Annotated in this window: 29 protein-coding genes; 4 read left to right on the forward strand and 25 right to left on the reverse strand. The window is 34.1% G+C overall.

What is annotated here, in order from left to right; all coding sequences use genetic code 11:
- The 10 genes from Q0E86_RS05020 to Q0E86_RS05065 form a co-directional block, all read right to left on the reverse strand.
- The coding region (locus tag Q0E86_RS05020; RefSeq protein ID WP_295755081.1) for an ATP-binding cassette domain-containing protein at positions 1 to 165 on the reverse strand (165 nt) is incomplete at its 3' end.
- Between the two features lie 78 nt (positions 166 to 243).
- The gene (locus Q0E86_RS05025) at positions 244 to 669 is read right to left on the reverse strand and encodes a hypothetical protein (protein WP_295754980.1); all 426 of its coding nucleotides are present in this window, start codon (positions 667 to 669) and stop codon (positions 244 to 246) included.
- Between the two features lie 48 nt (positions 670 to 717).
- Entirely contained in the window at positions 718 to 993 is a 276-nt protein-coding gene (locus Q0E86_RS05030; protein WP_295755082.1) for a class I SAM-dependent methyltransferase, read from the reverse strand.
- Positions 994 to 1,165: 172 nt separating this feature from the next.
- Complete coding sequence (locus Q0E86_RS05035; RefSeq protein WP_295754982.1) at positions 1,166 to 1,591, reverse strand: GNAT family N-acetyltransferase; 426 nt, start codon at positions 1,589 to 1,591, stop codon at positions 1,166 to 1,168.
- Positions 1,592 to 1,705: 114 nt separating this feature from the next.
- Positions 1,706 to 1,981 carry a hypothetical protein gene (locus Q0E86_RS05040; RefSeq protein WP_295754984.1) on the reverse strand — a complete coding sequence of 92 codons (276 nt, stop codon included), beginning with the start codon at positions 1,979 to 1,981 and terminating at the stop codon, positions 1,706 to 1,708.
- Between the two features lie 78 nt (positions 1,982 to 2,059).
- The gene (locus tag Q0E86_RS05045; protein ID WP_295754986.1) at positions 2,060 to 3,052 is read right to left on the reverse strand and encodes a dipeptidase; all 993 of its coding nucleotides are present in this window, start codon (positions 3,050 to 3,052) and stop codon (positions 2,060 to 2,062) included.
- 2 nt (positions 3,053 to 3,054) lie between these two features.
- Positions 3,055 to 3,861: a Cof-type HAD-IIB family hydrolase gene (locus tag Q0E86_RS05050; RefSeq protein ID WP_295754987.1), complete on the reverse strand. Its 807-nt coding sequence runs from the start codon at positions 3,859 to 3,861 to the stop codon at positions 3,055 to 3,057.
- Positions 3,862 to 3,956: 95 nt separating this feature from the next.
- Positions 3,957 to 5,285: a phosphopyruvate hydratase gene (eno, locus tag Q0E86_RS05055; protein ID WP_118356950.1), complete on the reverse strand. Its 1,329-nt coding sequence runs from the start codon at positions 5,283 to 5,285 to the stop codon at positions 3,957 to 3,959.
- A gap of 62 nt (positions 5,286 to 5,347) precedes the next feature.
- Positions 5,348 to 7,513, reverse strand: a complete 2,166-nt coding sequence (locus Q0E86_RS05060; protein ID WP_295754988.1) for a U32 family peptidase — start codon at positions 7,511 to 7,513, stop codon at positions 5,348 to 5,350.
- 45 nt (positions 7,514 to 7,558) lie between these two features.
- Positions 7,559 to 7,930 carry a metal-dependent transcriptional regulator gene (locus Q0E86_RS05065; RefSeq protein ID WP_118319178.1) on the reverse strand — a complete coding sequence of 124 codons (372 nt, stop codon included), beginning with the start codon at positions 7,928 to 7,930 and terminating at the stop codon, positions 7,559 to 7,561.
- 81 nt (positions 7,931 to 8,011) lie between these two features.
- Between Q0E86_RS05065 and Q0E86_RS05070 the strand changes: the two genes are divergently transcribed.
- Positions 8,012 to 8,542 (forward strand): TetR/AcrR family transcriptional regulator, encoded by a 531-nt coding sequence (locus tag Q0E86_RS05070; protein WP_295754992.1) that lies wholly within the window; start codon positions 8,012 to 8,014, stop codon positions 8,540 to 8,542.
- Here the strand turns inward: Q0E86_RS05070 and Q0E86_RS05075 are convergent.
- Both Q0E86_RS05075 and Q0E86_RS05080 read right to left on the reverse strand, forming a co-directional pair.
- Positions 8,532 to 9,146, reverse strand: a complete 615-nt coding sequence (locus Q0E86_RS05075) for a pentapeptide repeat-containing protein (RefSeq protein WP_295754993.1) — start codon at positions 9,144 to 9,146, stop codon at positions 8,532 to 8,534. The two genes, Q0E86_RS05070 and Q0E86_RS05075, sit on opposite strands and share 11 nt — an antisense overlap.
- Positions 9,143 to 9,745, reverse strand: coding sequence for a hypothetical protein (locus Q0E86_RS05080; RefSeq protein ID WP_295754995.1), 603 nt, complete (start codon positions 9,743 to 9,745; stop codon positions 9,143 to 9,145). The genes Q0E86_RS05075 and Q0E86_RS05080 overlap by 4 nt, the downstream gene beginning before the upstream one ends.
- A gap of 80 nt (positions 9,746 to 9,825) precedes the next feature.
- On the opposite strand from Q0E86_RS05080, the gene Q0E86_RS05085 reads away from it, so the two are divergent.
- The 3 genes from Q0E86_RS05085 to Q0E86_RS05095 are packed head-to-tail and all read left to right on the forward strand — an operon-like array spanning position 9,826 to position 11,119.
- On the forward strand, positions 9,826 to 10,440 hold the full coding sequence (locus Q0E86_RS05085; RefSeq protein ID WP_295754997.1) for a M15 family metallopeptidase: 615 nt from the start codon (positions 9,826 to 9,828) through the stop codon (positions 10,438 to 10,440).
- A complete protein-coding gene (locus Q0E86_RS05090) occupies positions 10,430 to 10,804 on the forward strand; it encodes a hypothetical protein (protein WP_295754999.1) in 375 nt (124 codons plus the stop codon). The genes Q0E86_RS05085 and Q0E86_RS05090 overlap by 11 nt, the downstream gene beginning before the upstream one ends.
- Before the next feature lie 9 nt (positions 10,805 to 10,813).
- Positions 10,814 to 11,119: a multidrug transporter gene (locus Q0E86_RS05095; RefSeq protein WP_295755001.1), complete on the forward strand. Its 306-nt coding sequence runs from the start codon at positions 10,814 to 10,816 to the stop codon at positions 11,117 to 11,119.
- A gap of 27 nt (positions 11,120 to 11,146) precedes the next feature.
- Here Q0E86_RS05095 and Q0E86_RS05100 read toward each other — a convergent pair whose 3' ends face one another.
- From Q0E86_RS05100 to Q0E86_RS05160, 13 genes are all read right to left on the reverse strand, one after another.
- Positions 11,147 to 12,067 (reverse strand): MetQ/NlpA family ABC transporter substrate-binding protein, encoded by a 921-nt coding sequence (locus tag Q0E86_RS05100; protein WP_295755002.1) that lies wholly within the window; start codon positions 12,065 to 12,067, stop codon positions 11,147 to 11,149.
- Between the two features lie 17 nt (positions 12,068 to 12,084).
- Positions 12,085 to 12,783, reverse strand: coding sequence for a methionine ABC transporter permease (locus tag Q0E86_RS05105; protein ID WP_295755004.1), 699 nt, complete (start codon positions 12,781 to 12,783; stop codon positions 12,085 to 12,087).
- Positions 12,776 to 13,822, reverse strand: coding sequence for a methionine ABC transporter ATP-binding protein (locus tag Q0E86_RS05110; protein ID WP_295755005.1), 1,047 nt, complete (start codon positions 13,820 to 13,822; stop codon positions 12,776 to 12,778). The genes Q0E86_RS05105 and Q0E86_RS05110 overlap by 8 nt, the downstream gene beginning before the upstream one ends.
- Positions 13,823 to 14,046: 224 nt before the next feature.
- Positions 14,047 to 14,967 (reverse strand): LysR family transcriptional regulator, encoded by a 921-nt coding sequence (locus tag Q0E86_RS05115; protein WP_295755007.1) that lies wholly within the window; start codon positions 14,965 to 14,967, stop codon positions 14,047 to 14,049.
- Positions 14,968 to 15,065: 98 nt separating this feature from the next.
- Complete coding sequence (locus Q0E86_RS05120) at positions 15,066 to 16,271, reverse strand: M20 family metallopeptidase (protein WP_295755009.1); 1,206 nt, start codon at positions 16,269 to 16,271, stop codon at positions 15,066 to 15,068.
- A gap of 128 nt (positions 16,272 to 16,399) precedes the next feature.
- Positions 16,400 to 17,182 (reverse strand): transporter substrate-binding domain-containing protein, encoded by a 783-nt coding sequence (locus Q0E86_RS05125; RefSeq protein WP_295755011.1) that lies wholly within the window; start codon positions 17,180 to 17,182, stop codon positions 16,400 to 16,402.
- A gap of 1 nt (position 17,183) precedes the next feature.
- Positions 17,184 to 17,924 (reverse strand): amino acid ABC transporter ATP-binding protein, encoded by a 741-nt coding sequence (locus Q0E86_RS05130; protein WP_295755013.1) that lies wholly within the window; start codon positions 17,922 to 17,924, stop codon positions 17,184 to 17,186.
- Positions 17,925 to 17,927: 3 nt separating this feature from the next.
- Positions 17,928 to 18,584 carry an amino acid ABC transporter permease gene (locus Q0E86_RS05135; protein ID WP_295755015.1) on the reverse strand — a complete coding sequence of 219 codons (657 nt, stop codon included), beginning with the start codon at positions 18,582 to 18,584 and terminating at the stop codon, positions 17,928 to 17,930.
- A gap of 58 nt (positions 18,585 to 18,642) precedes the next feature.
- Complete coding sequence (locus Q0E86_RS05140; protein WP_295755016.1) at positions 18,643 to 19,578, reverse strand: AEC family transporter; 936 nt, start codon at positions 19,576 to 19,578, stop codon at positions 18,643 to 18,645.
- Between the two features lie 92 nt (positions 19,579 to 19,670).
- Complete coding sequence (locus tag Q0E86_RS05145; protein ID WP_295755018.1) at positions 19,671 to 20,438, reverse strand: N-acetylmannosamine-6-phosphate 2-epimerase; 768 nt, start codon at positions 20,436 to 20,438, stop codon at positions 19,671 to 19,673.
- Positions 20,425 to 21,210, reverse strand: a complete 786-nt coding sequence (locus Q0E86_RS05150; protein ID WP_295755020.1) for a DeoR/GlpR family DNA-binding transcription regulator — start codon at positions 21,208 to 21,210, stop codon at positions 20,425 to 20,427. Before Q0E86_RS05150 ends, Q0E86_RS05145 begins: the two co-directional genes overlap by 14 nt.
- A gap of 1 nt (position 21,211) precedes the next feature.
- Positions 21,212 to 22,096, reverse strand: coding sequence for a glycyl-radical enzyme activating protein (locus Q0E86_RS05155; RefSeq protein ID WP_295755021.1), 885 nt, complete (start codon positions 22,094 to 22,096; stop codon positions 21,212 to 21,214).
- Entirely contained in the window at positions 22,089 to 24,353 is a 2,265-nt protein-coding gene (locus Q0E86_RS05160) for a pyruvate formate lyase family protein (protein WP_295755023.1), read from the reverse strand. Before Q0E86_RS05160 ends, Q0E86_RS05155 begins: the two co-directional genes overlap by 8 nt.
- Positions 24,354 to 24,387: the final 34 nt, after the last annotated feature.

Below are 24,387 nucleotides of genomic sequence, written 5' to 3' on the forward strand. Positions count from 1 at the left end.
TTTCATCATACCGGTCAACATTTTCAATGTGGTAGATTTTCCCGCACCATTCGGTCCAAGCAGTCCATAAATCTGTTTCTTTTCTATATTAAGTGAAACATTATTTACCGCTTTTTGTTTTCTAAAATATTTACATAGATTTTGTGTCTGTAACATCATTTCCATCTTTACTATCCTTCCTTCTATATTTCATTTCTTACTGAAATATAACCTAACAGAAAAAAATAAAGATTTGATGAAGATTTATTCCCGTATGGAATAAACCATCAATTGAATATCATTATCAGAACTCGGCTTTCCACTGAAATCAGCAAAGCTGTTACAAATACGAAGTCCTAATTTACAGAATATCTCCGTGATTTCATCCAAACTATATAACCTTATAGGATTTCCTTCTTTCATTTCAGGCTTATAAAGTGCTTCTCCATACATATAGTCTACCTGCCCATATATCAGCGTTTTTCTATCCTTCTCCCATTCAAAAGCAGATAATGTAAGTCCCTTTTCTCCTGCATCCCATAACTTGCAAGGGAAATGTGTTTGGGCATAGCTTCCATTCATGATATCCATAAAGTGCTTTCCACCATTTTTTAATGCTTTCGCAATGACAGAAAAAATCTTATGATTTTCCCCATCGTCTTCAAGATATCCTATTGCTCCATCCGCCATATTCAGCACAACATCAAATTTCTTATCAAATGTGATCGTGCGAATGTCCTAACAAATGAACTTTGCATTCAAATTTTCTTTTTTTGCCTGCTCGTTTGCATAATCTATGTACGCCGGTGTAATATCAATACCGGTAACATCATACCCACGTCTGGCAAACTCCAGTGAGTGCCGACCAAATCCACATGCAAGATCAAGTATTTTTTCCGTTCCTTTTAAATGTAACTGCTTGATTAGAAAATCTACTTGTCTGTTGGTGTCTTCTACCCATGACATATTCTGAATATCCAGCGTCCAATTTTTCTGATACCAGTCTTTTTCCATTGCTTTCACCTAAATTTACCTCCTGCTTTTCATCATTCAAAAATCTGTCCCAGAAGTTTTTTCTTCTCCATATACAGGAACTCTCTATCAAATGCCTCTGCTTCCTTTTCATTTACCAGATACCCTGCCGGAGGTGCATACTCTCCTGTAATTCCATTAAGATATCCCGGTATCAGTTCTTTGCACAGAAAGAAAGATGCATCCTCGCCTTCCGGCAATCCATGATAGCGGATGCCAAGCTCGCTTGCCTGTTTAAATCCGCTTTTTCCAGAGAATAATCCAGTAAAATCTTTCCATACCCCTTCCTTTTAAGCTCCGGTGCAATACAGATCGGTCCCATGGTCATAATCGGAATACTTCTGCCATCATCGGCTGCAATCACAGCCTTCATAAACATGTTCTGTCCAATCAACTGTCCATCTAATGTCATGACAAAATCCAATTTTGGAACAAATGCCGGATCGTTGCGAAGCTGATGGAGTACATAATACTCCAGACAACCTGGGCGATACACATTCCAGAAACTCTCCCTTACCAGATTTTCTACCTCATGGTATTCATTTTCTCTTTCCAATCGAATGATAATATTTTCCTTCATTTTCTTTTTCTCCATTTCTTTTTAACTCATGGTATTGCAATATAAAAAGCCACAATTCTAAATTCAAATCCTTTAGAATTAGCGACTCTGCGTCTTTTGCGTCTGGCTCTTCATTTATTGTTTATAATTATGTTTATTTAATTTGGCAATCTGTTTGAATTTCCTTTTCTTAGCAGCAAGATAATCAACTGCATTTTTATTGTATACATTCTCTGCTTTTAATTTCATATACGTTCTATATCGTTCTTCTGCAATCAATCCGTCCTTCACAGCCTGTCTCACTGCACATCCCGTCTCGTTTTCATGAGAGCAATCGCTGAATCTGCACTTCCTTGTTAGTTCTTCAATGTCCAAAAAAGTATGATCAATTCCATCCTCTACACTCCACATTCCGAGTTCTCTCATTCCAGGCGTATCTATTACCATTCCTTTTCCCGATATCATAAAAAAAATGGATCAATGATCCATTTACAAAACTTCTTTATAAACTCTTAATACATTCTTATAGAAGATTTTTTCGACTTCTTCTTGTGTAAGTCCTGCCTTATATAAAGCTTCTTCTAATAGATTCATCATAGAAGCATCTTTAATTTCTAAAGGACATGAAATACCATCAAAATCTGTACCCAATCCAATGACATCAATTCCAGCTAAGTCCTTGATATATAGAATATGTTTGACCATATCTTCTACACAACTCTTGTGATCGTTTCGATCTGCCAAGAAACTGCCACAGAAGTTAAGACCCATGACACCACCACGTTTAGCCAATTGAAGAATCATATCATCACTCATATTACGGGCTACATTACATACACTTCTCGCATTTGAGTGTGATGCCACAAATGGTTTTGTCGTATATTTTAATACATCATAGAAACCTGCATCATTCAAGTGAGAAACATCAATAATCATACCTAGTCTTTCCATTTCTTTTACATATGAAATACCAAACTCTGTCAATCCTCTTTCTGTATCGACACTACGCTTATAGTTAGGTTGATTTCCATTCATATCTTTCATTGAAAGATTTGGATAACCAATACCATTCTCATAGTTCCAAGTAAGAGCAATCATTCTTACACCCATACGATAGTAGTTTCTTAACATAGCTAAATCATTGAAGCATACACCACCATCTTCAAGTGTCAACAAACTTGATAATTTTCCTTCTTTGTCATTCTTTTCAATATCACTAAACGTATATACAGGTGCAATATAATCTGCATACTTATCCATTTGTGTACAATACTCATCATATAAGCGCATTGTCTGTTGTTCAGGAATAGCTAGTTCTTTCTGATCTGTAAAAAGCGCAAAATTCTGTAATAAATAATTACCCTTCTTCATTTTTTCTAAATCGATCGACAAATCATTTGAATATAAACTTGCCTCTTTTCCTTTTAAATCACGACTCAATAATTCTAGAACCGTATCACAATGCATATCGACTACTCTCATCTTTACAACTCCTTTAACCATTCTATACAGCCATCTTCATAACATGAAGGAACAATTTTCTTTGCGACTTTTTTACACGCTTCACAACCATTCTCAAGTGTTACACCTAAACCAGACGTTTCTAAAACAGGTGCATCACTTGAGCCATCTCCAATAGAACTGACATCTTCCCAAGAGATTTTAAGTTCAGACAACAAACGATTCACACTATTTAGCTTTTCACAATCCTTATGAATAATGTCAATCATCGTATCTGTACTATGCACAACTTTTACATTGCAGTTTGATTCAATATGATCTTTCATAGAATCATAAATCAAATCAATATTCTCTTTTGAATCCGATATAGACACTTTCCACACAGAATCCTTTAGATACTTTTCCATGTGATTTGTCAAAATGTAATCCACATCACAATTATGCATATCCAGTTCAAATCCATGTGTCATTTTATTGGCCACAAAATAATCAGGTTGACTATAACCAACACCTAAATCATGTTTTAATGCGTATTGCCAAATAAATGAAACATCATTATTTGAAATGGAATACTCAAACATCGTCTTTTTCGTTTTCACATCAAAACAATGAGCTCCATTACAACTAATGACATATCCACCAAAGTCTTGCATCAAAATCTGCTTAGATAATGGATATACGCCTTGAAAGCATCGAGCTGAATTTAAAATGACTAAAACATTTTTCTTTTCAACTTCAATCAATGCCTCTTTAACAGCTTTCTTTACATAGATTCCACTACTTGGATTCATCAAAGAACCGTCTAAATCACAAACTATTGCCCTAACCATATAGCACTTCCTTCTACTTGTTTAATAGTAATACGAAACGAACCAAAAAAAAAGACCCCGAAGGGTCTTATTTAGCTAAAGTTCTTAGTGAAATACTACTTTTTGAATTCAACAGCTGGTAAGTTGTAGAAAGTCTTGTCTCCAAGATATTCTGCAACGTTAACAGTTCCACGTTGGTTCAATTCGTCTTCAATACGCATTAAACGGTTGTATTTAGCAATACGGTCTGTACGGCTTAATGAACCAGTCTTGATTTGTCCTGCGTTCAATCCAACAGCGATGTCAGCGATTGTAGTGTCTTCAGTTTCTCCTGAACGGTGAGATACGATGCAAGTGTATCCGTGTTTCTTAGCCATTTCGATAGCGTCGAATGTTTCAGTTAAAGTACCGATTTGGTTAACTTTGATTAAGATCGCATTAGCGATTCCTTTTTCGATTCCTTCGTAAAGGATTGAAGGGTTAGTTACGAATAAGTCATCACCAACTAATTGTACTTTGTCTCCTAGACGGTCAGTTAATTTTTTCCATCCGTCCCAGTCGCTTTCTCCTAATCCATCTTCGATAGAGATGATTGGGTATTTAGCGATCCATTCTTCATACATGTCGATCATTTCATCACTAGTCTTAGTTCCTTGACCAGATTTTTTCAATTCATATAATCCAGTTTCAGTGTTGTGGAATTCACTAGCAGCAACATCCATTGCGATCTTCATGTCTTTTCCTGGAACATATCCAGCAGCTTCCATAGCTTCAACTAATAATTCAAGAGGTTCTTCGTTTCCATCTTTACAGCTTGGAGCAAATCCACCTTCATCACCAACGTTAGTGTTGTATCCTTTTTTCTTTAATACAGATTTTAAAGCGTGGAAAGTTTCAGCAGCCATACGAACAGCTTCTTTTTCACTCTTAGCACCAACTGGCATAATCATGAATTCTTGGAAATCTACTGTAGAGTCAGCGTGTGATCCACCGTTGATAACGTTGCACATAGGAACTGGCAATGTTTTTCCGTTGAATCCACCGAAGTATTTGTATAAAGGTTCTCCGTAGAAATCAGCAGCTGCTAAAGCACAAGCCATAGAAACACCTAAAGTAGCGTTAGCACCTAAATTTTTCTTGAATGGATCTCCATCCAATTCTAACATTGTTTTGTCAATTAATACCTGGTCACGGCAATCCATACCGATAATTTTTGGAGCAATTTTAGTGTTTACGTTTTCAACAGCTTGAGTTGTTCCTTTTCCTAAGTAACGAGCTTTGTCTCCATCACGTAATTCTAAAGCTTCACGAACACCAGTACTTGCACCACTTGGTACCATAGCACGTCCGTAAGCACCAGATTCTGTAGTTACTTCAACTTCAACAGTTGGGTTTCCACGTGAATCTAGAACTTCACGAGCATATACATCAACAATAATAGGCATAATTAAAATATCCTCCTCTAAGCCTTAAGCTAATAAAATAATAGCACGCAAGCCATCTAAAATCAACGATTATAGGCCCTGAAAGCGCTTTTAACTTCCTCTTCGTTCTCATCAGTAAACACAAACCGAAAATGTTTTATTCCATATGATTCATAATCTTTTCGATTTTGAATTTCATCCGTAACATTCACATCATATAATCGCATATGACAATCTTTATCTCCAAGTAAGAAGACACGTTTACCATCTAAACCTGCTAACTCATAACGATGACTATGACACAATCCACAATTTACTCGTTTTCCATCTTTTAAAGCCGTATTTACAGGACAATAATTCATCGTCATCAAACGACGTTTCTGATATAAAGTCTTATAAACTGGAGCCTCAAAATGATAACGATTCAAAAATGCCGTCATCAATGCTTCAACTTGATACTTATCACACTCATCACTTAAAACACAACTTTCATATCCCATCTCTAAAATTGCAGCTACTGCATAAGAATTGGAAACATTTAATGAATCTACAATTTTTCCTTTACCTAAATGCGCATTCACAAATCCATCTATACCTGTAATATTTGACCTATCTATTACACCTTCATTATGCAACATTTCACTTACATAACTAGAAGAATCATCCACCTTTTGATTCATTGCATTGATTTCAAACAAATCAAATGAAGTTTTACTTTCTTTTGGCATAAACACATAATCATATTCAACAATTGCTTCTTGTTTTAGACAAGCCTCTTTCATCTTCTCAAGAGCATCCCTACGAAGTTGATTCATCACGGAAATTGGAAAATAAATATCGTCACCTAAATGATATTCAATCTGATCAAAGCTTGCCCAACTATCTTTTGTCTTAGAAAACTGTTTATTCAATGTTTCTTCATCCGTTGCACGCTTTAAAGCTTTAACACTATTAATATCCGTAGAAACACAAATGCTTGTTCTATCATTATATACTTCCATCACCATTGGCATTCCAACTGCACTACAAGTTACAACCGCATTGACTATGCTTTGACGATTCGATCTACGAATTCTTTCATCAATTGTTTTATTCAATTCATAATCCATTGTTTTACGAACAATACTACCAACATGCACACCTACAGGGCCTTCGATAAGAACGGTATTGTTTTTAGGCATAAAAGAAATCAACTTTTGTTTCTTATCATACATAAAATTCACATGACAACCCAAGTTTTCTCTTTCAAAACGAATCCCATCATTTTGATGCAGATCTTGACTTAATTGAATACAAATCTTATTTTTATTTACCTTTACAACTTTACCAATTTCAATTCCCTGATGATTACAAGTCTTATTATTCATCAATTCATTGCCACTCGCCTTATACATATGGCCTAAAGTATATTCACGATTGAATGTAACACGTAGGTTCTGTTCATCCAAATTACTTCGTTGCATATTCTCTAATACTTTTTTCACTTGAGAAACACTCTCATATACATAAGGAGCTCTCTTCATTCGTCCTTCAATTTTTAACGAACAAACACCCATATTGGCTAGTGTATTCACTTCATCCATCAAAGATAGATCTTTTGGACTTAATACATATTCTCCATGTGTATCTACTTTATTGCCATCTTCATAAAGACTATATTTCATTCGACAAGGCTGCGCACACATACCTCGATTTCCACTTCGTCCATAATGTACACTTGAAAAGTAACATTGTCCCGAATAACAAATACACAAAGCTCCATGCACAAAAACTTCCACTTCAATACCTGTATCCACACATGCTTGAATTTCTTCTTTTGTGCACTCTCTTGCCAAAACTACACGCTTTACACCTAACTTTTTTAATTGTTTAATTTGATAAGGGTTTGAAATAGAAAGCTGAGTCGAAGCATGTAACACCAAATTTGGTAGTCTATGATGTAAAAGATGGATGAATCCTAAATCTTGAATAATCAAAGCATCCACACCATAAGAATGAACCTTTTTTGCCATTTGATAAGCATCCTCAATTTCATCCTCATATAATATAGTATTCATCGTAATATATACTTTTACACCACACAAATGACATCTTTCAATAACGGCTTTTGTGGTTTCTAAATCAAAATTATTTGCGAATGCCCTTGCTCCAAAACTAGGCAATCCAAAATATATGGCATCACAACCTGCAGCTAAAGCTGCATTTAATGCTTCCATACTTCCTACAGGTGCTAATATTTCTGGTCTCATTTTCCTCATTCCTTTCAAAATAAAAGCTACAGATACAATCTATAGCTAATCTTTATTATTTTGATAATACTTTTTAATTGCCTCAAAAGTTTCTTGTGAAATCACATGTTCTATACGACAAGCATCTTCTGTTGCGATATTTTTAGGTACTCCAATATTTTGTAGCATTTCCGAAAAGAAAGTATGACGCGCATACGTTTCTTCTGCGATTTTCTTTCCTTCTTCACTCAAAGTTAAAAATTTACTCACATCTAAAACAATCAATCCTTGTTCAGACAATAATTTTACGGCATGTGAAACGCTAGGCTTAGAAAAACCCAAATAACTTGCGACATCAACGCTACGAACATGATCTAAACATTTTGATAAAACTAAAATGGCCTCTAAATAATCTTCCATCGATTCGCCTAACTGCATATTCATTACTCCTCTAACTCTTTTCTTTAATTTTAAGCTAGTCCCCTTTTAAAGTCAATTGTCATGACATATAATAGTTATATGAACGATACAAAATTAACAATCGCAAACGCGCTATTAAACTTATTAAAAACACAACCCTTAAACAAAATTACGGTAACGCAGATCACAAAAGAGGCCGGTCTAACAAGACAAACATTTTATCGTAATTTTGAAGATAAAGAAGATTTAGTCAATTGGTATTTTGAAAAGCTATGCCTGGATTCTTTTAAAGAAATGGCGGATCAAACCACTTTAAAAGAAGCCTTGATCAAAAAGTTTACATTCATTCAAAGCCAAAGCACTTTCTTTAAAGAAGCCTTCAAAGAAGATGACTACAATTCTTTGACAAACTATGACTATCGTTGTATCTACGATTTCTACAAAAAGAAAATCGAGACAAAGACAACCATTGATTCACAACTAGATTTCTTGCTTCAAATGTATTGTCACGGTTCTATTGAAATGACAAAATCATGGGTAGAAAAAAATATGTATCTAAACATTGAAACACTCGTCAATATGTTGATTGAATCCATGCCAGAGAGATTGAAACAATATATCAATCTTTAACTACAATACCTAAAAGTTTCACAAATTCAAGTGCTTGGGATGAATTTACGACAACTCCTGTTAATTTATCACTCGACACGGCTATATTTTCAATTTCACAGCTTGAGAAATCAAGCTTTTTTAATTCCGTGTTAAACCATTCCGTTGAATTTAAAACACACTTATCAAAAGAAACATGTTTAAAATTACACTGTATGAATCCTGAACCTGTTAAATCATTAGTATCAAACATGCAATCTTTAAATGTACTACCACCAAAATCACAATAATGACCTTTACATAATTGAAACAACACATCCTGCATTAAGCTTTGTGAAAGTTCCATTCCACTAATTCGACAAGAAATGAAATGAACTCGACTTAAGCTACATTGATTAAAGTGTACATTTTCAAATTCACAGTGATCAAAAATAATATCCATACATTCACAAAAACTGAAGCTACAATCTTTAAATTGACACTTACTAAATTTACACCCATCGATTGTGATATTATCTAAACTTTCTTCGATCAATACATTCTCAAATATATAATCACTCACATATGATTCATATGTCCATTCATCCATGGGTTCAAGACACGTATTTATTTTTAATTTTTTCATAGACTCTTAATTTTCAATAACACTTCTTGATTAAATAAAATATCTTTTAATAATTGTAAATCTTCATAACTCACAAAATCATATTCAGCACGATTTAAGATAATATAGATTTGTTGAAGCGCATTTTTAAGTTCCATCCATCCTTCTGGCGTACCAAATTCTTCATCAAACAATTTATGAATATTATCTTCATTCATCAAAGGATACAAATAAGAATAGATTGTTGTGGTTGAAGGATTATTAAATCCATCAAAGAAATTTTTAAATACTGGATAGATGTATTTGCGTAACATATTTAAAGTAGCTTTCGCATAGAATAAGGCACTTGCACTAAAATCTGCATCCTTGACATCCTCATAATACACTTCTAAATCACTTCCTGCTTCAATCTGGTCTAATACACTTCCAGGAAAATCTGTATAATCCTCTTCATTAATATTTAAAGCTTCATAAAAGTCAGTTTCTTCTTCAGGCTCTTCATTTTGTTTCATATTATTCATCATATTTTGAGCCATGTCATTTAACTTATTCTTTTCTTCATCACTCATATTGTCCATCATTCTTGAAATGGCTGAAAAATCAATATCACTAAATTTCATTGTTTATTACCTCATTTCTAGAAAGTATTATACACAAAACATGAGTAGATTAACATAAACAAATGTATTAGAATATACACATGAAATTATTAAATATACAAAAAGAAATCCCCGATATTCTTTTAGAAATACGCTATTGCACAACTTACAATTTCATTGGTGAAATTATTGATGGCTACATAGATCCGGTAGCGTTAGGAACAAAAGAATTGGTGGAACAATTAAAAACAATCAACTCAAAGGCGAGACAAATGGGATATCGATTAAAGATATGGGATGCCTACAGACCGCAAAGTGCCCTAGATCATTTCATGACTTGGAAAGATACTGAAGATGATAAAATGAAATCCATTTTCTTTCCTGAATATTCCAAAAAATATCTTTTTGAGAATGACTTTATCATCGAAAAATCAGCACATACCAGAGGTAGTACTGTTGATTTAACTTTAGTTGATGAAAAAACAGGAAAAGAATTAGATATGGGATCTTATTTTGATTATTTTGGCGATATTTCGAGTCCATTATACACAAAAGGATTAACGAATCATCAAATCAACAATCGCATGACATTAAGAAATTTGATGTTAGACAACGGATTTATCCCTTTAGAATCCGAGTGGTGGCACTATACTTTAAAGGATGAACCCTATCCAGATACTTATTTTAATGAAGAGGTGAAATGTGATGGAAACTAAACTATGGTCCACTTTAATTGGACTTTCAAAAACTGTGGATTCAAATCCAAAAACAGAACATACAGACACGATCATCATAGATTGTCTTCAACATCTAAGAAATCATACGGTTACACAAGATCTAATTGATTTAGTACATGAAGAAAAAGACAAGATATCACCAGGTTGTAAAACGTGCACACATCCTTGTGGCAACACGAGTGATTATGATATGTCTTTGATCAACGACAAGAAAAAAGAATTGATGTATCAAATCCTGAATTTAAGCGATATCAACTATATATATCGTGGCTTATGTTACTTAGGATTTGACATTGATGATTCTTATATTGATGAATTAATGGAAGAATGTAAAGACAAATAGGAGGTCAACATGGAAAAAGATTGGAAATTATTTAGAAAGAAACTAGGTGGCTGGCAAGAAGCCTATATGGACAAATTGGTTGAAGAATATAAAGATATCCTAAATTCAGATGCATTATCATCCGATAAATACTGGGCACTACGAAAGAAAATTTATGATGATTATAAAAGTCCTGGTGTTTTGGCAAGAGATGTTTCTCGATCAAACATGCTTTGGATCTTGTTAGGATTATTACGTGATGAAGCAATCACTATGGATGATTTAGAAGAGTTTAGTGATGAGCTGAAGGACGATATTGAACAATTTATGAAGTAAAAAGCCGAAATAAATCGGCTTTTTAATTTAGTCTTCTTTTTTACCAGCTAATTCTTTTAATGCTTTTAAAGAATCCACTTTCTTTGAATATAAAGACAATGGAGCAGAACTAGTATCACCAATTGCTGTTAAATCATATCCTTGTGCTTTACATTCATTTTCTAAATATGCTTTGTGTTGGAATGAGTTCAAATCAATTTCACCATTATTTAAAGCTTCATTTGGTAAGTTATATGCATCAAAAACAACTACATCTAAATAGATTCCAGAATTTTCATCGTCTAATACTTTTTGTACCGCTCTAAATGTATCGGCAGAACCACAAGTACCAATCTTAATAACTTTCTTTCCATCTGAACTTGATTGATATCCTTCAATATCGCTCACAAAGTTTTTATCCACTGTATAATCTTTATCATATTCAAATGCAGGGACACTCGCTCCTTTATTCTTTTCTAGAATATATTCAGCTACCACCTGACTTTGGTATGCCTTTACTACCTTTTGATAATCTTCATTATCTTTATCAGCTGTACGTGCAACGATCACATTAATAAATGGATTGTCACTTCCTACTTCTTGTACTTCTGTAATCAAGCCATCCTTTTTAGGTTTTAATCCCGCTGGAATCGCATATGTACCATTGATTGTGGCAGCTCCAAAATCATCCAAAGTCGAAACTAAAGTGTTAGCTTGTGTAGGAACAATTTCAATATTGTATTTATACTTTGTGACATCCTTCAATTCTGGAGTCCAACCAGCCTTGTCATCCACGTCAATCAAGCCTGCTTTTTCTAGAAGCAATAATCCTCTTCCTCCATTTGTGGCATCACTTGGAATTCCAATTTTTACAGGTTCACTTGATGATTGAGATGAACATCCTGTAAGTAATGTTGTAGCTACTAAGCCTGCTGTTAAAAATGTTTTAAATAGTTTGTTTGTCTTCATAATCCTTTTCTCCTTATTTATTTATGAAATAATTCTTTATTTGTGGTTGCACTCGATAATGTATTACCCAACAATTGAATCAACGAAACAATGATCAATAGTAAGATAACACATAAATTCACAACATCTTGATAATGTAAGTTTTGTCCATAATTGATTGCGAACGAACCAATTCCACCAGCACCAACTGCACCTGCAGAAGTTGTAAGTCCAATTAATGAAATAGCTGTAATGGTTGTTACACGAATCAAATCAGGTAATGCCTCATGTAGATAGACACGAAAGATAATTCCTAATGTTGAGCTTCCCATGCTTCTTGCGGCTTCAATCTTTCCTGGATTTACATCCGCTAATGCCGTTTCTACTTGTCTTGTATAAAATGGAACAGCTCCAAATACCAATGGAACGATTGCTCCTTTGACTCCAATCGAAGTACCTGCAATACTTCGTGTTAATGGAATCAAGAAAATCAATAAAATAATAAATGGTACGGCTCTAAAAACATTTGTGATGACTTCTAAAATAAAGTGAACTATTCGATTTGGCTTAATACCATCGGCTTTAGTTACAATCAATGAAATTCCAAAGGCACCTCCTATCAATAATGTGATAAGTCCTGCGATGAAAAACATTTGATAAGTCGCATTCAATGCGGTTAAAAATATATCCCAGTAATTGGCAACGTTTGGAAAGAAATCCGCTATAAATTTAGGCATTATGAATCACCTCCACCCTTACATTCGATTCATGTAGAAAATCAATGGCCGCCTGAACATTTTCCTTTGTTCCTTCAACAGAAGCAATGATTCCTCCCAAGGCATCCGCATTGACCACATCCACATTAGCCAACATGATATTTACATCCACATTGTATTCACGAGATATCTTTGAAATAGTTGCACTACCCACACTATCTCTAGTGAACGTAAGTTTAACCAATTTACTATCTGTAGGAATAATTGTCTTATTCTCAATCAACTTCGTGATATTTGATAAAGCAGAAGCTGAATTGATAAATTTCTTTGTGATTTCTTCTTTTGGATTAGCGAAGATATCATATACATCCCCTTCTTCAACAACTTTACCATTTTCCATAACCGCCACACGATTTGCGATAGATTTAATCACACTCATTTCATGAGTAATCAAAATAATTGTTATTCCTAATCTTTTATTTAAATCCTTCAATAATTTTAAAATCGATTCTGTCGCATCTGGATCTAGAGCAGAAGTTGCTTCATCACTAAGTAACACCTTTGGATTGTTGGACAAGGCTCTTGCGATGGCTACACGCTGTTTTTGTCCACCTGATAATTGTGATGGATAGACATATTTTTTATCTGCCAAATCTACAAGATCTAATAATTCATCGACACGAGTTTCAATTTCTTTTTTTGATAAGCCTGTATATTTTAATGGGTAGGCCACATTATCAAATACTGTACTTCGATCTAATAAGTTAAAATGTTGAAAAATCATTCCGATTGATCGTCTTAACTCTCTTAATTTTTTTTGACTGATATCTAAACTTCCTTGTTTTGCGCTTACCTTACCAAACCCCTCAATTTCAATACTTCCAGAATCTGGAATTTCTAAAAAATTCAAGCATCGCACCAAAGTACTTTTACCTGCACCAGAATATCCAATCACTCCATAGATTTGTCCACTTTCAATATGCAATGAAACATCATCTACGGCATGTACGTCCGCATTCTTTAAATGATAGGTTTTATCTAAATGTTCTATATTAATCATTTATAACACTCCAATCTAACAAAAAAAGCCGAGGACTTACCCCGGCCTTTGCGCACTCAAATACGCGACAAACGAATCGAAAACCGGGTCACATTTATACACATATACATTTGCATCATTGACATCATCATTGTTTTCATATTCGTTTCCTCCTTGCATGTCTGTATTCTACAAGAAGGTTTAGTTATTGTCTAATTGTTAAATTTTTGAAGCAGTTATAAATTTTATTTATTACTAAAATAATCCTTCATCGTTTGAATATACGTACTGCCAATTTCACTTAATACCGTGTATTTTCTTGTGATATAACCAATTTCCATCATGGAATTTGGATTCTCCACATTTGCCTCATATGGAACAACTACATAGTCATCCCCATTCAAATCTTTACTAATAATTCCAGAACATAACGTATATCCATTCAAACCTCGCATTAAATTCAGCATTGTTGCACGATCATTGACTTGTATCTTTCTAGGAAATTCATTTTCAACCAATATCTCCTCCGCAGTATACATAGAAGGATTGTCTCCTTGATCAAAAGTCATGTTTGGATACGGTAGCAACTCTTCATAGGTAATGGATTTTTTCTTGGCAAGAGGATGTCCCTTATACAAATACACAAAGGCATCGCAATTAGCTAATTTATGAAATTCTAAATTCCACTCATCAAATTGTTTCATCATAAAATGACGATTATAGTTGGATAAATATAAGATTCCAATCTCACTTACTGAGTTTCCCACATCTTCAATCACATGCATCGTCTTGGTTTCACTGATCGCAAAATCATATTTGGAAGTTCCATATTTCTTCACTGTATCCACAAATGCTTTGGTCGCAAATGAATAGTGTTGACAGGATACGCGAAACTTAATTCTTCTTAAACTTTCATCTTCATATCGATTCTTTAATAATTCATATTGTTGATAGAGCTGTCTTGCGTACGTTAAAAATTCTCGTCCTTGTTGCGTTACAGTAACTCCATGACTTGTACGATTAAAGATTTGAATATCCAGTTCTTTTTCAAGTGATTGAATGGCAGATGTTAAAGTAGGCTGAGATACGAAAAGCTTTTCAGCCGCCTTATTCATAGTTTTCTCATCGGACACCGTTAATACATAGAGCAATTGTTGAAGCGTCATTTTCATTCTCCTTTTATTTATACTATTTTAATGTATATTTATTAATTTTCAAGAATCCAAAATAAAAGAGCTTGATAAGCTCTTTAAATGTTAAAAAATTAATTTTCCTTTTGATGTTCTACATGCCAAGCATGATCCTCTTTAACTTTCGCAAGCTCCTCTGGATTTTCAAATAATTCAAGTGCCGTAAAAGCCAATGCTTTTGCACCTTTGACAATCGCATCCATTGCCTTTTGGCTACATGAAGCATTCACCATATCTTGACTATGTCCTGCAATCTGTACATCTGTAATACTAATGTGAGGCTGAATCGTAGGTACAACCTGACTAATATTACCCACATCACTACTTCCTGGTATTACCACATCTTCTACATGTTTTACAGTATTGCCAAGTTCTGTAATATATTTTTCATAGATCGCATCTAAAGAAGGTGTCAACACCATATTTTCCACAAGATTTTGGTACAACTTCATACTTGAAGTACAACCCGTCTGCAAAGCTGAACCCTTCACAATATTTTCTACTTTCTCATATAATTCATGCAACGTATCAATATCAGCAGCACGAATATAATATTTTGCCTTTGTATATTCCGGAATCACATTAGGAGCTGTTCCACCCTCAACAATCACACCATGAATACGAATACGATCTGTTAGTTGTTGACGCAAAACACCAATTGCGGCATACGTTAAAATCTGTGCATCCAATGCATTGATACCGTCTTGAGGGCAGCCCGCTGCATGAGCTGGTTTTCCCCAGAATTCAATATCAACAGGTGCACACGCATAATTACGTGTACTTAATCCATCTTCTGGTCCTGAACCAGGATGTACACATAAGGCAAAATCTACATCTTTTAAATAACCCTTTTTCACAAAAGAACCTTTGGCACTTCCATTTTGGCCACCCTCTTCTCCTGGTGTTCCATATACACGTACCTCTCCACCAATTTGATCCACTACACTTTTTAAGGCAGCACCGGCAAGAGAAGAAGTAGCGCCAAATACATTGTGACCACAGCCATGGCCTAATCCTGCAAGTGCATCATATTCTGCAAGAAAGACAACCGTAGGACCTGGTTTATTACTTTTGTAGGTTGCCGCAAAACCAGTTCGATGTCCTGCTGCAGGCAATTCAATCTCAAAGCCTTCTTTTTTTAATTGTTCACTCAATGTTTTTGAGGCAAAATATTCAAAGTCACTGACTTCTGGTTTGGCATGAATTGCTAAAGAAATATCTTGATATGTTTTAGCGTTTGTATCTATAAATTGAGAAATTTGATTCTTTAATTCTGACATAAAATAGTTCCTCCTAAAATTTGAGTCTATTGTACAAAGAACGATTGTTATATTCAAATTCTATTTATTTATACCTGGCTATAAATTATTTTTATTATAATGAATAAAAAGAAAAACGGCATAGCCGCTTATTCTTTTGTCAGATCCTCACCAAAATATTTAATTGAAATCTTAGATAAAGTTCCATCTTCTTTCAATTCTTTTAAAGCCTTGTTTACAGCTTTCTTTAAAGAAGCATTATCATCACCTTTTACCATTGGAATCGCATAGGGTGTAGATTCTTTGGATTGATCTACAATTTTAAATGAACTATCCTTTGTCGTTTGAAGATAATCATTGATTGAAGTAGCCGCATTGATTGTCGCATCCACACCACCACTCTTTACAAGATCCATACATTTCGTTAAATCATCTACACCTTTTACAGTAGCCCCATAATCTTCACCCAATTCCATATAAGTAGATCCAATCGAATTGGCCGTTGTCTTTCCTTTTAAATCATCAAACGAAGTGATTGTCGTATTATCGTTACGAACAACTAAGACTGTATGATCATATGCATAAGGTGTTGAGAAATCAAATTTCTTTTCTCTTTCCTTTGTGATATCGACACCATTAACAACTAAATCATACGTACCTGTTGATAGACCTGTTAATAATCCATCCCATTTACTTTCTACTATATTGGCTTTTACCCCTAATTTCTTGGCAATATTTTTGGCAACTTCCACATCAACACCCACCAATTTATCATTCTTATCATGATAAGAGAATGGTTGCCAATCCCCTTCTAAACCTATTGTGATTTCACCTTTATCTTGAATCGTAGCTAAATGGTCTTTAGAAGATCCACATCCTGCTAAAGTAAATACCATAGCTGCACTTAATAAACCTGTTAATAATTTTTTCATCTTACATTTCCTCTTTCCTTAAAAATTCTTTTGTTCGTTCTTGTTGAGGATTTTCAAAGAAATCCTTTGAATTACCCTCTTCAACTATTTTTCCTTCTTCCATCAAAATCACATGATTAGAAACATGTTTCGCAAAAGACATCTCATGCGTAACCACAACCATAGTCATCCCTTCATTAGCCAATGTTTTCATTACACTTAATACTTCTTGAATCAATTCTGGATCGAGTGCTGAAGTTGGCTCATCAAAATAAATGATGTCTGGACTTGTAGCTAATGCTCTTGCGATTGCGACACGCTGTTGTTGTCCACCTGATAATTGTGAGGGATAATGATTAGCACGATCTTTCATCCCTACTTTTTCAAGCATCTGCATACCAATCTCATTGGCTTGGTCTTTAGAAACATTTCGTGCTACTGTTAAACCTATGGTTACATTTTGTAGAGCTGTCTTATTCGCAAATAAATTGTAATTTTGAAATACAAATCCCGTATGCTTTCTAAGATCAGCAACATCCTTTTTTGATGTATTTGACAAATCATAAGATTGATCTTTAAAAAACATAGTTCCTGCATCCGCTGTCTCTAAATAATTCATACAACGAAGTAAAGTTGTCTTACCTGATCCTGAAGGACCTAGTATCGCAACAACATCCCCTTTATGAACAGTTAGATCAATGCCTTTTAAAACATGTAAATTTCCAAACGATTTATGAATATCTTTAATTTCTAATAAAGCCATACTCTATCTCCCTGTCTGATAATAATTCAGCTTCTTTTCACCCCAAGCTTGCAGCCAAGTTAAAACTGTACAGAAAATCAAATACACTAAAGCAACTTCGATATACAACTGCATAAACTGATAGGTTCTTCCCGCAATTCTTTCGGTCTGCATAAACATTTCTGTTACTGTAATATTGGCAGCTAAAGATGTATCTTTAACAAGTGAAATCAAGTTATTAAACAAAGATGGAAAAGCACTTCGAAAAGCTTGTGGTAAAACAATATGCATCATAATCTGCATATAGCTCATCCCTACACAGTATCCAGCTTCCATTTGTCCTTGCGGTACACTTTCAATCGATCCACGAATGGTTTCAGCACAATAAGCGCCTGTATTTAATGAGAATACGATAATAGCGGCCGTCATAGCTGAAATACGCACACCAATCGACTGCATCCCAAAATACATAATGAACAATTGCACTAACATTGGCGTTCCTCTAAATATCCATATATAAAATTGAACGACATATTTCATAATTGGTACTTTCGCATATTGAACCATGGCGCATACAATAGCTATTATCATCGCAAAAATAAATGATACGAGCGCAAGTGGTAATGTCATTATAATTCCTGATACAAATATTTTTGGGAATGATTCTAAAAACAATTCCATACTTTCCCTCCCTAAAATCTTTTTACTATTTTACACCCTAAAGTAAACTTTAGGTCAATTAAATCAATCCAAATGATTTTAATATTGTTAACCAAAATGTAATACTAAAAGCACTTAGCAGTGTTGTCAGCATCACTACACTTGATGTTAAAACACCTTTATGCCCCATACTTTTAGCCATCACAAAACCAGATACCGTTGTACTGGATCCACACATAATCAAAATGGCAACTAAGGCTTGATTTCTAAATTCTAATAAAGCCCCTATTGGTAAGAAGATAGCACAAAAACCAATTAACTTCATAAATGTACAGAATAAAGATGGTTTTAATTCTCCTTTTGCCTGATCAAAATCAAAAGTGGCTCCCATTGCCATTAAGCCAAGTGGTGTTGCCGTACTTGCAATCATTGAAATCGTTTTATTGATAACTTGAGGCAATTGAAATGGTAATAAACTAACAAGTACACCTATCACAATTCCTAGAATCAGAGGATTCTTTAAAATCCCAATGAATGTTTTCTTATAATCAACCTTAGATTGTTCAGCCTTAAAGAAAGATAGAATCACAACGGATACTACGTTATAAACAAATACCACACTCATCAACATTAATGGTGCAACCCCTACATCTGGATAAATATTCGCTGTTAAAGCAAGTCCTAACAAAGCTGCACTACTTCTGTAACAAGCTTGAATAAATTCACCTTGAATTGTTTTATCTTTTAAACGTAATGAAAATAATATAGACAATAGAATACTAATTAGAGTAGATACAACACAAAATACGACAAACTTTGTATCCCAAAGATCTTTAAAATTAGATTTAGACACATCGACAAACAACAATAGTGGCAATGACACTTTAAAGACAAATGAATTTAGTTTGGATGCCAAAGCATCTTCTAAAATATTCATTTTATTTAAGAAATAACCGACAACCATCAATAAAAAGATGGGAATGGTCGCATTTAAGCTAAATAATAAATTTTCCACAAAATCCCTCCAAAACTAAATTATTGTTATTTTAGCACAAAACATATCAGAATGCTTTTTTAAGCACTCAAAAAGAGCAATTTTCATTGCCCTTACTTTAACTCATTCGTATGTTTTGCACGTTCTGCATCACGCCAATTATCTTGATATTTACCTAAACAATCCACAAAACGCTTTGTGACATAGTGAGGACGTGTAATAGCACTTCCCACAACAACACTATGACATCCAACAAAAATACATTTCATCGCATCTTCTGGCGAATAAATATGTCCTTCCATGATGATGCAGGCTTCATCTTGAAGTTCACGACACATATCAGCTACCATTCTAAAATCCGCCCCTTCAATATGTGCTGTTTCCTTCGTATATCCATATAATGTTGGAGCTACAATTTCTGCACCATTTGCGCTGGCATGTTTTGCCTCTTCTAAATTAGATACATCCGCAAAAATTAAATGATTTGGATACTTCTTACGTACTTGAGGAAGTAGATCCCACGCAATCGTACCTTCATGTGTTTTTTGTGCTGTACAATCTATCGCAATAATATCTGCACCTGCTTCTACAATTTCGTCTACTTCTTTCATCGTCGGCGTAATAAATACATCTGTATCCTCGTGCCATACTTTATATAAACCAACAATAGGTAATCCTAAATTGGCTTCTTTGACTTTACGAATTTGTTCTGGAGAATTTAAACGCAATCCTACAGCACCACCCCATTTTGCGCATTCCGCCATTTTCACAACCATATCTTCTGTATAAATTGGCTCATCTTTTTGCGTTTGACAAGAAACTATAAGTCCTCCTTTTAAACTTTCTAATAATGCTAATTTTTTTGGATCATTTGTCTTCATTTTCTTCTTCTCCTTTACATACCACAAAATTTTCTGGTATTTCTTTACCATTTACATACCTATCCACATAAACGCTATGGAAATCTTTTAAATTCGCCCAATTACACATGGCTTTTACACCGTATTTAGATGCGTCTATCAATAAATCACATTTTTCACTACAGTCCATAATAGCCTTTTTACATGCCCCAACATTAAAATCAAATACATACACATTCCCATTTTCTAAATCAATACCATTCGTACTTAAAAAGGCATGATCAAAATGAAATTGTCGAATCATATCTAAAGTTAAAGAACCATAGCTTGTATCATAAGAACGATTGAATTCTCCTCCCAACAAGAAAATATCTCCTTTAAAACTAGCTGGTAGTTTTCGAATCAAATAAATACTTGGTGTCACAAGTTTAATTCTCTTATCTTGAATATAATCTAAAAGATGTACAGGCGTAGTACCCGAATCAATATATACACAATCTCCATCACGAATACTACGAGCTGCGTGTGCACAGATTAATTGTTTTTCTTCCATATTCATGTTTTCTTTTGAAACGATGGACATTTCATTATAGTTTGTAAGTGTCGTACTCACACTCTTCAAACTAGCGCCACCGCGCTCTCTTTGAATCAAGCCTTGATTTTCTAATTCAATCAAATCGCGCATTACACTTGATCTAGAAACATCAAAACTTTCTTGTAATTCTTTTACAGTCACAAATTGTCTTTCTTCTAACAGCTGCACAATCCGAACCATTCTTTCTTTTGAAAGCATATTATCCTCCTATTTTTACATACACACCTAATTGTTTACCCATTTCAATATATGGAGTTAAGATTTTACGCTCCATCATTTTATCTTTATCATAAACAAACTCTTTATTCAATTGATTCCATTTATTTTTTCCCATTGTATGAAACGGTAGAAGGTTAACTTCACTAAGTTTTAAACTTGCACAAAACTTAATGACATCTTCACAAATATCATCATTGAACCTTGGAATCACTGGCATTCTGACAATAACTTTCTTGGGACAATTCTTAGCTAGATATGTAAAATTATTTAAAATCAAATTTAAATTGCCGCCCGTAACATCCTTTAATTTTTGTGCATCCAAATGTTTTAAGTCCATTAAAAATAAATCAATATATGGTAATGCCTGCTTCAACTTATCCAAACTATAGTTTCCCGTTGTTTCTACTGCTACATGTAATCTTTTTTCTTTGCATTGTTTGATCAATTCTAAAAATGCATCAAACTGCATAAAGGGCTCTCCTCCACTAATTGTGACTCCACCATTGGATTGATCAAAATAATCCTTATCCTTTAAAATTTCCTTGAGTACGTCATCAATTTCCATATCTTTACCCGCAAAAGAAATCGCATCTTGTAAACAAGCATCCTCGCATTTTTTACAATATATACATTTTTCCTTGTCCCATTTAAATGGAAATGAAATGGCATGTTGGCTACATACATGCATACAAGTCTTACACTCAACACATTTTCTATCATCATGCATTAGTACATGTTCAATATTCCATGTTTCAGGATTGGCGCACCAAGGACAATGTAAAGGACATCCCTTTAAAAAAACAGTTGTACGAATACCCGGGCCATCGTGCGTGGCAAATTTTTCAATATTCGATACTCTAATCATATAAAGTCCTACTTAATAGTTCATCCTGAACATCTTTGGTCAAATTCACAAAAACAGCACTATATCCTGCTACACGAACAATTAAATCCGGATATTTTTCTGGATGTTTTTGTGCATCTTCTAACTGACCATGATCCACAACGGTAACCATTAATTGACATCCACCTTTTTTAAAGTATGTATCAAATAATACTTTTACTTTCTCTTTATCTTCATGCATCATACGAGGAGTAAACTTAATATTTTGAACACTTCCCCCATGATACTTTGCCTTAAATTTACTCAATGAATTCAATACGGCTGTTGGCCCATTATTTGCAGCATATCCTTGCGGATTATTAGCCGGATTTAAGTATACGCCTTGTAAACGTCCATCTAAGCTTGCATCGGTTTGATGTCCCCAATCTGTATTTGTTTGATTATTTGAAATCACAATTAAATAATAGTCCATTCCATTTAAAATACCTCGATTACGAATACCTTTCGCTACATATTCATATAAGTCATTGGCCATTTCATCCACATCGCTAATATCATTTCCGTATTTAGGTAAAGATAAAATCTCTTTACGTAAGTATTCATATCCAGAAAAATTATGTAAAGCTGCCTCATTTAATTCTTCAAGAGTATATTTCTTTTGATCATACACTAATGCTTTGATTGCATATAAGGCATCACTCGTATTGATATTTCCATAGGTTTCATTTGTACCACCTAAAATTTCAATACCTCCATCTAATATGGCCTTTTGTCGAGCCAAACAATCATCCATTAAGATCGAATTAAACAAGAAACTGACTTCTTGATTCATCACTTCATATGAGTGTTTTTGACAATATACACTTAAATCAAAATAGTAATCTAATAACACTTTATATTGATCATAGAATTCTTCAAATGTTCTAAAACTAGATAGTGGCAATACTTTAACTGGACCTGCCTTATATATATGGTCCATTGGATCATATCCTGCATTTAAAGCGAGTTGTAATATTTTAGTTAGATTCAATAACGTATTTGGTGTTCCCACACTTTTTCCTTGAATCACAAATTCTCCACATCCAAATGGAATATATTGTTCAGCTGTTTTGCGATCCACACGCATCGCATATTGCACAGCATCCACATTCACATCATCATTATATAAGGTTGGATACGTTGCTCCACTGGCAATACATTCATAGGCCATGTCCATGATATCTTTTGGCGTATTTGAATCAAAACGCAATGTAAATTGTGGTTCGACATAGCGAGTATCTTTACATACTTTTAAACAAATTCTTGTAAATAAATCACACGCTTCAACATTTTCTCTTCCTTTACCACCTACAATGATTCGGCCATTTACAGTTGTCCTTCTATTTTCAATCATTTTCCATAATGATTTTAAATAGCGATAAGCCTCATTTTCATCAATCAATCCAGAATCCATATCCTTTTTTAAAAATGGTCCAAGCACGATGTCCAAACGCCCATAGTTAATGCAGCCTGCACATAATGCATATAGCCAGAATAATTGAAGAGCCTGATGGAAAGTAGCTGGTTTATGTTCTAGTATATATTCCAAATCGTGTTTCATTAAATCTAAATCATGATTTCTAGATTCATCCAACGTATAGCTTTGATTAACCAAATCGATTTGTTTGCGAATAACAGATTTAAAGAGATACATACTTTCTAAACATGCTTGCATAAACTCATTTGTAGGATAACTTTGAATCAATTCAACCAATCCATTAATGCCTAATGTAACGAGTTTCTTATAGTCTAACATCATACCGGACAAGCGAGCTGTTGCCATAAATGGATATTTACAATCAATGAAGCGACCTGTTGTATCTTCGTTCAATACATCCTGGCAATAAATACTCTTTACATCATGATCTTGCCAATAGTCATATAACGCATCCACTCTTGCCTTCTCTTCATCAGTATTTAAATGTTCTTTAAAAGCACGAAGCTTATGGAAAACACAATAGTGCCCTACTCCACCAATACTTGTCACACTACCAAATCCAATGGGTAAAAAATCCAATCGCCCTGCAATCAAATCATCGGATTCAATACTTCTAAACAAACGAGGAAATAATACTTTTAAACATTTCACTTCACGAATCGCCTTATTTTTAGAACTATTTTCTTTGTGTACTTTCGTATAAGCCTCCATAATTTCTAATTGTTCAGAATAACTCTTTTCACATGGAATTTTAATTGAAACCTCAACATTCTGTTCACCATCAATATTAATTCTAGCCATATTTTCACCTCATATCTAAAACATACATTCATTT

Origin of the sequence: uncultured Holdemanella sp., assembly GCF_934754935.1 — a bacterium.
GTDB lineage: Bacteria > Bacillota_I > Bacilli_A > Erysipelotrichales > Erysipelotrichaceae > Holdemanella.

Coding starts and splice junctions, on each gene's coding strand:
- Q0E86_RS05145 (WP_295755018.1), bottom strand. CDS start 20,438: ATGAAGACAAATGATCCAAAAAAATTAGCATTATTAGAAAGTTTAAAA.
- Q0E86_RS05115 (WP_295755007.1), bottom strand. CDS start 14,967: ATGACGCTTCAACAATTGCTCTATGTATTAACGGTGTCCGATGAGAAA.
- Q0E86_RS05125 (WP_295755011.1), bottom strand. CDS start 17,182: ATGAAAAAATTATTAACAGGTTTATTAAGTGCAGCTATGGTATTTACT.
- Q0E86_RS05040 (WP_295754984.1), bottom strand. CDS start 1,981: ATGTGGAGTGTAGAGGATGGAATTGATCATACTTTTTTGGACATTGAA.
- Q0E86_RS05130 (WP_295755013.1), bottom strand. CDS start 17,924: ATGGCTTTATTAGAAATTAAAGATATTCATAAATCGTTTGGAAATTTA.
- Q0E86_RS05025 (WP_295754980.1), bottom strand. CDS start 669: ATGGCGGATGGAGCAATAGGATATCTTGAAGACGATGGGGAAAATCAT.
- Q0E86_RS05100 (WP_295755002.1), bottom strand. CDS start 12,067: ATGAAGACAAACAAACTATTTAAAACATTTTTAACAGCAGGCTTAGTA.
- Q0E86_RS05035 (WP_295754982.1), bottom strand. CDS start 1,591: ATGAAGGAAAATATTATCATTCGATTGGAAAGAGAAAATGAATACCAT.
- Q0E86_RS05090 (WP_295754999.1), top strand. CDS start 10,430: ATGGAAACTAAACTATGGTCCACTTTAATTGGACTTTCAAAAACTGTG.
- Q0E86_RS05045 (WP_295754986.1), bottom strand. CDS start 3,052: ATGAGAGTAGTCGATATGCATTGTGATACGGTTCTAGAATTATTGAGT.
- Q0E86_RS05030 (WP_295755082.1), bottom strand. CDS start 993: ATGGAAAAAGACTGGTATCAGAAAAATTGGACGCTGGATATTCAGAAT.
- Q0E86_RS05080 (WP_295754995.1), bottom strand. CDS start 9,745: ATGAAATTTAGTGATATTGATTTTTCAGCCATTTCAAGAATGATGGAC.
- Q0E86_RS05075 (WP_295754993.1), bottom strand. CDS start 9,146: ATGAAAAAATTAAAAATAAATACGTGTCTTGAACCCATGGATGAATGG.
- Q0E86_RS05160 (WP_295755023.1), bottom strand. CDS start 24,353: ATGGCTAGAATTAATATTGATGGTGAACAGAATGTTGAGGTTTCAATT.
- Q0E86_RS05070 (WP_295754992.1), top strand. CDS start 8,012: ATGAACGATACAAAATTAACAATCGCAAACGCGCTATTAAACTTATTA.
- Q0E86_RS05050 (WP_295754987.1), bottom strand. CDS start 3,861: ATGGTTAGGGCAATAGTTTGTGATTTAGACGGTTCTTTGATGAATCCA.
- Q0E86_RS05085 (WP_295754997.1), top strand. CDS start 9,826: ATGAAATTATTAAATATACAAAAAGAAATCCCCGATATTCTTTTAGAA.
- Q0E86_RS05060 (WP_295754988.1), bottom strand. CDS start 7,513: ATGAGACCAGAAATATTAGCACCTGTAGGAAGTATGGAAGCATTAAAT.
- Q0E86_RS05150 (WP_295755020.1), bottom strand. CDS start 21,210: ATGCTTTCAAAAGAAAGAATGGTTCGGATTGTGCAGCTGTTAGAAGAA.
- Q0E86_RS05065 (WP_118319178.1), bottom strand. CDS start 7,930: ATGCAGTTAGGCGAATCGATGGAAGATTATTTAGAGGCCATTTTAGTT.
- Q0E86_RS05105 (WP_295755004.1), bottom strand. CDS start 12,783: ATGCCTAAATTTATAGCGGATTTCTTTCCAAACGTTGCCAATTACTGG.
- Q0E86_RS05155 (WP_295755021.1), bottom strand. CDS start 22,096: ATGATTAGAGTATCGAATATTGAAAAATTTGCCACGCACGATGGCCCG.
- Q0E86_RS05110 (WP_295755005.1), bottom strand. CDS start 13,822: ATGATTAATATAGAACATTTAGATAAAACCTATCATTTAAAGAATGCG.
- Q0E86_RS05095 (WP_295755001.1), top strand. CDS start 10,814: ATGGAAAAAGATTGGAAATTATTTAGAAAGAAACTAGGTGGCTGGCAA.
- Q0E86_RS05120 (WP_295755009.1), bottom strand. CDS start 16,271: ATGTCAGAATTAAAGAATCAAATTTCTCAATTTATAGATACAAACGCT.
- Q0E86_RS05135 (WP_295755015.1), bottom strand. CDS start 18,584: ATGGAATTGTTTTTAGAATCATTCCCAAAAATATTTGTATCAGGAATT.
- eno (WP_118356950.1), bottom strand. CDS start 5,285: ATGCCTATTATTGTTGATGTATATGCTCGTGAAGTTCTAGATTCACGT.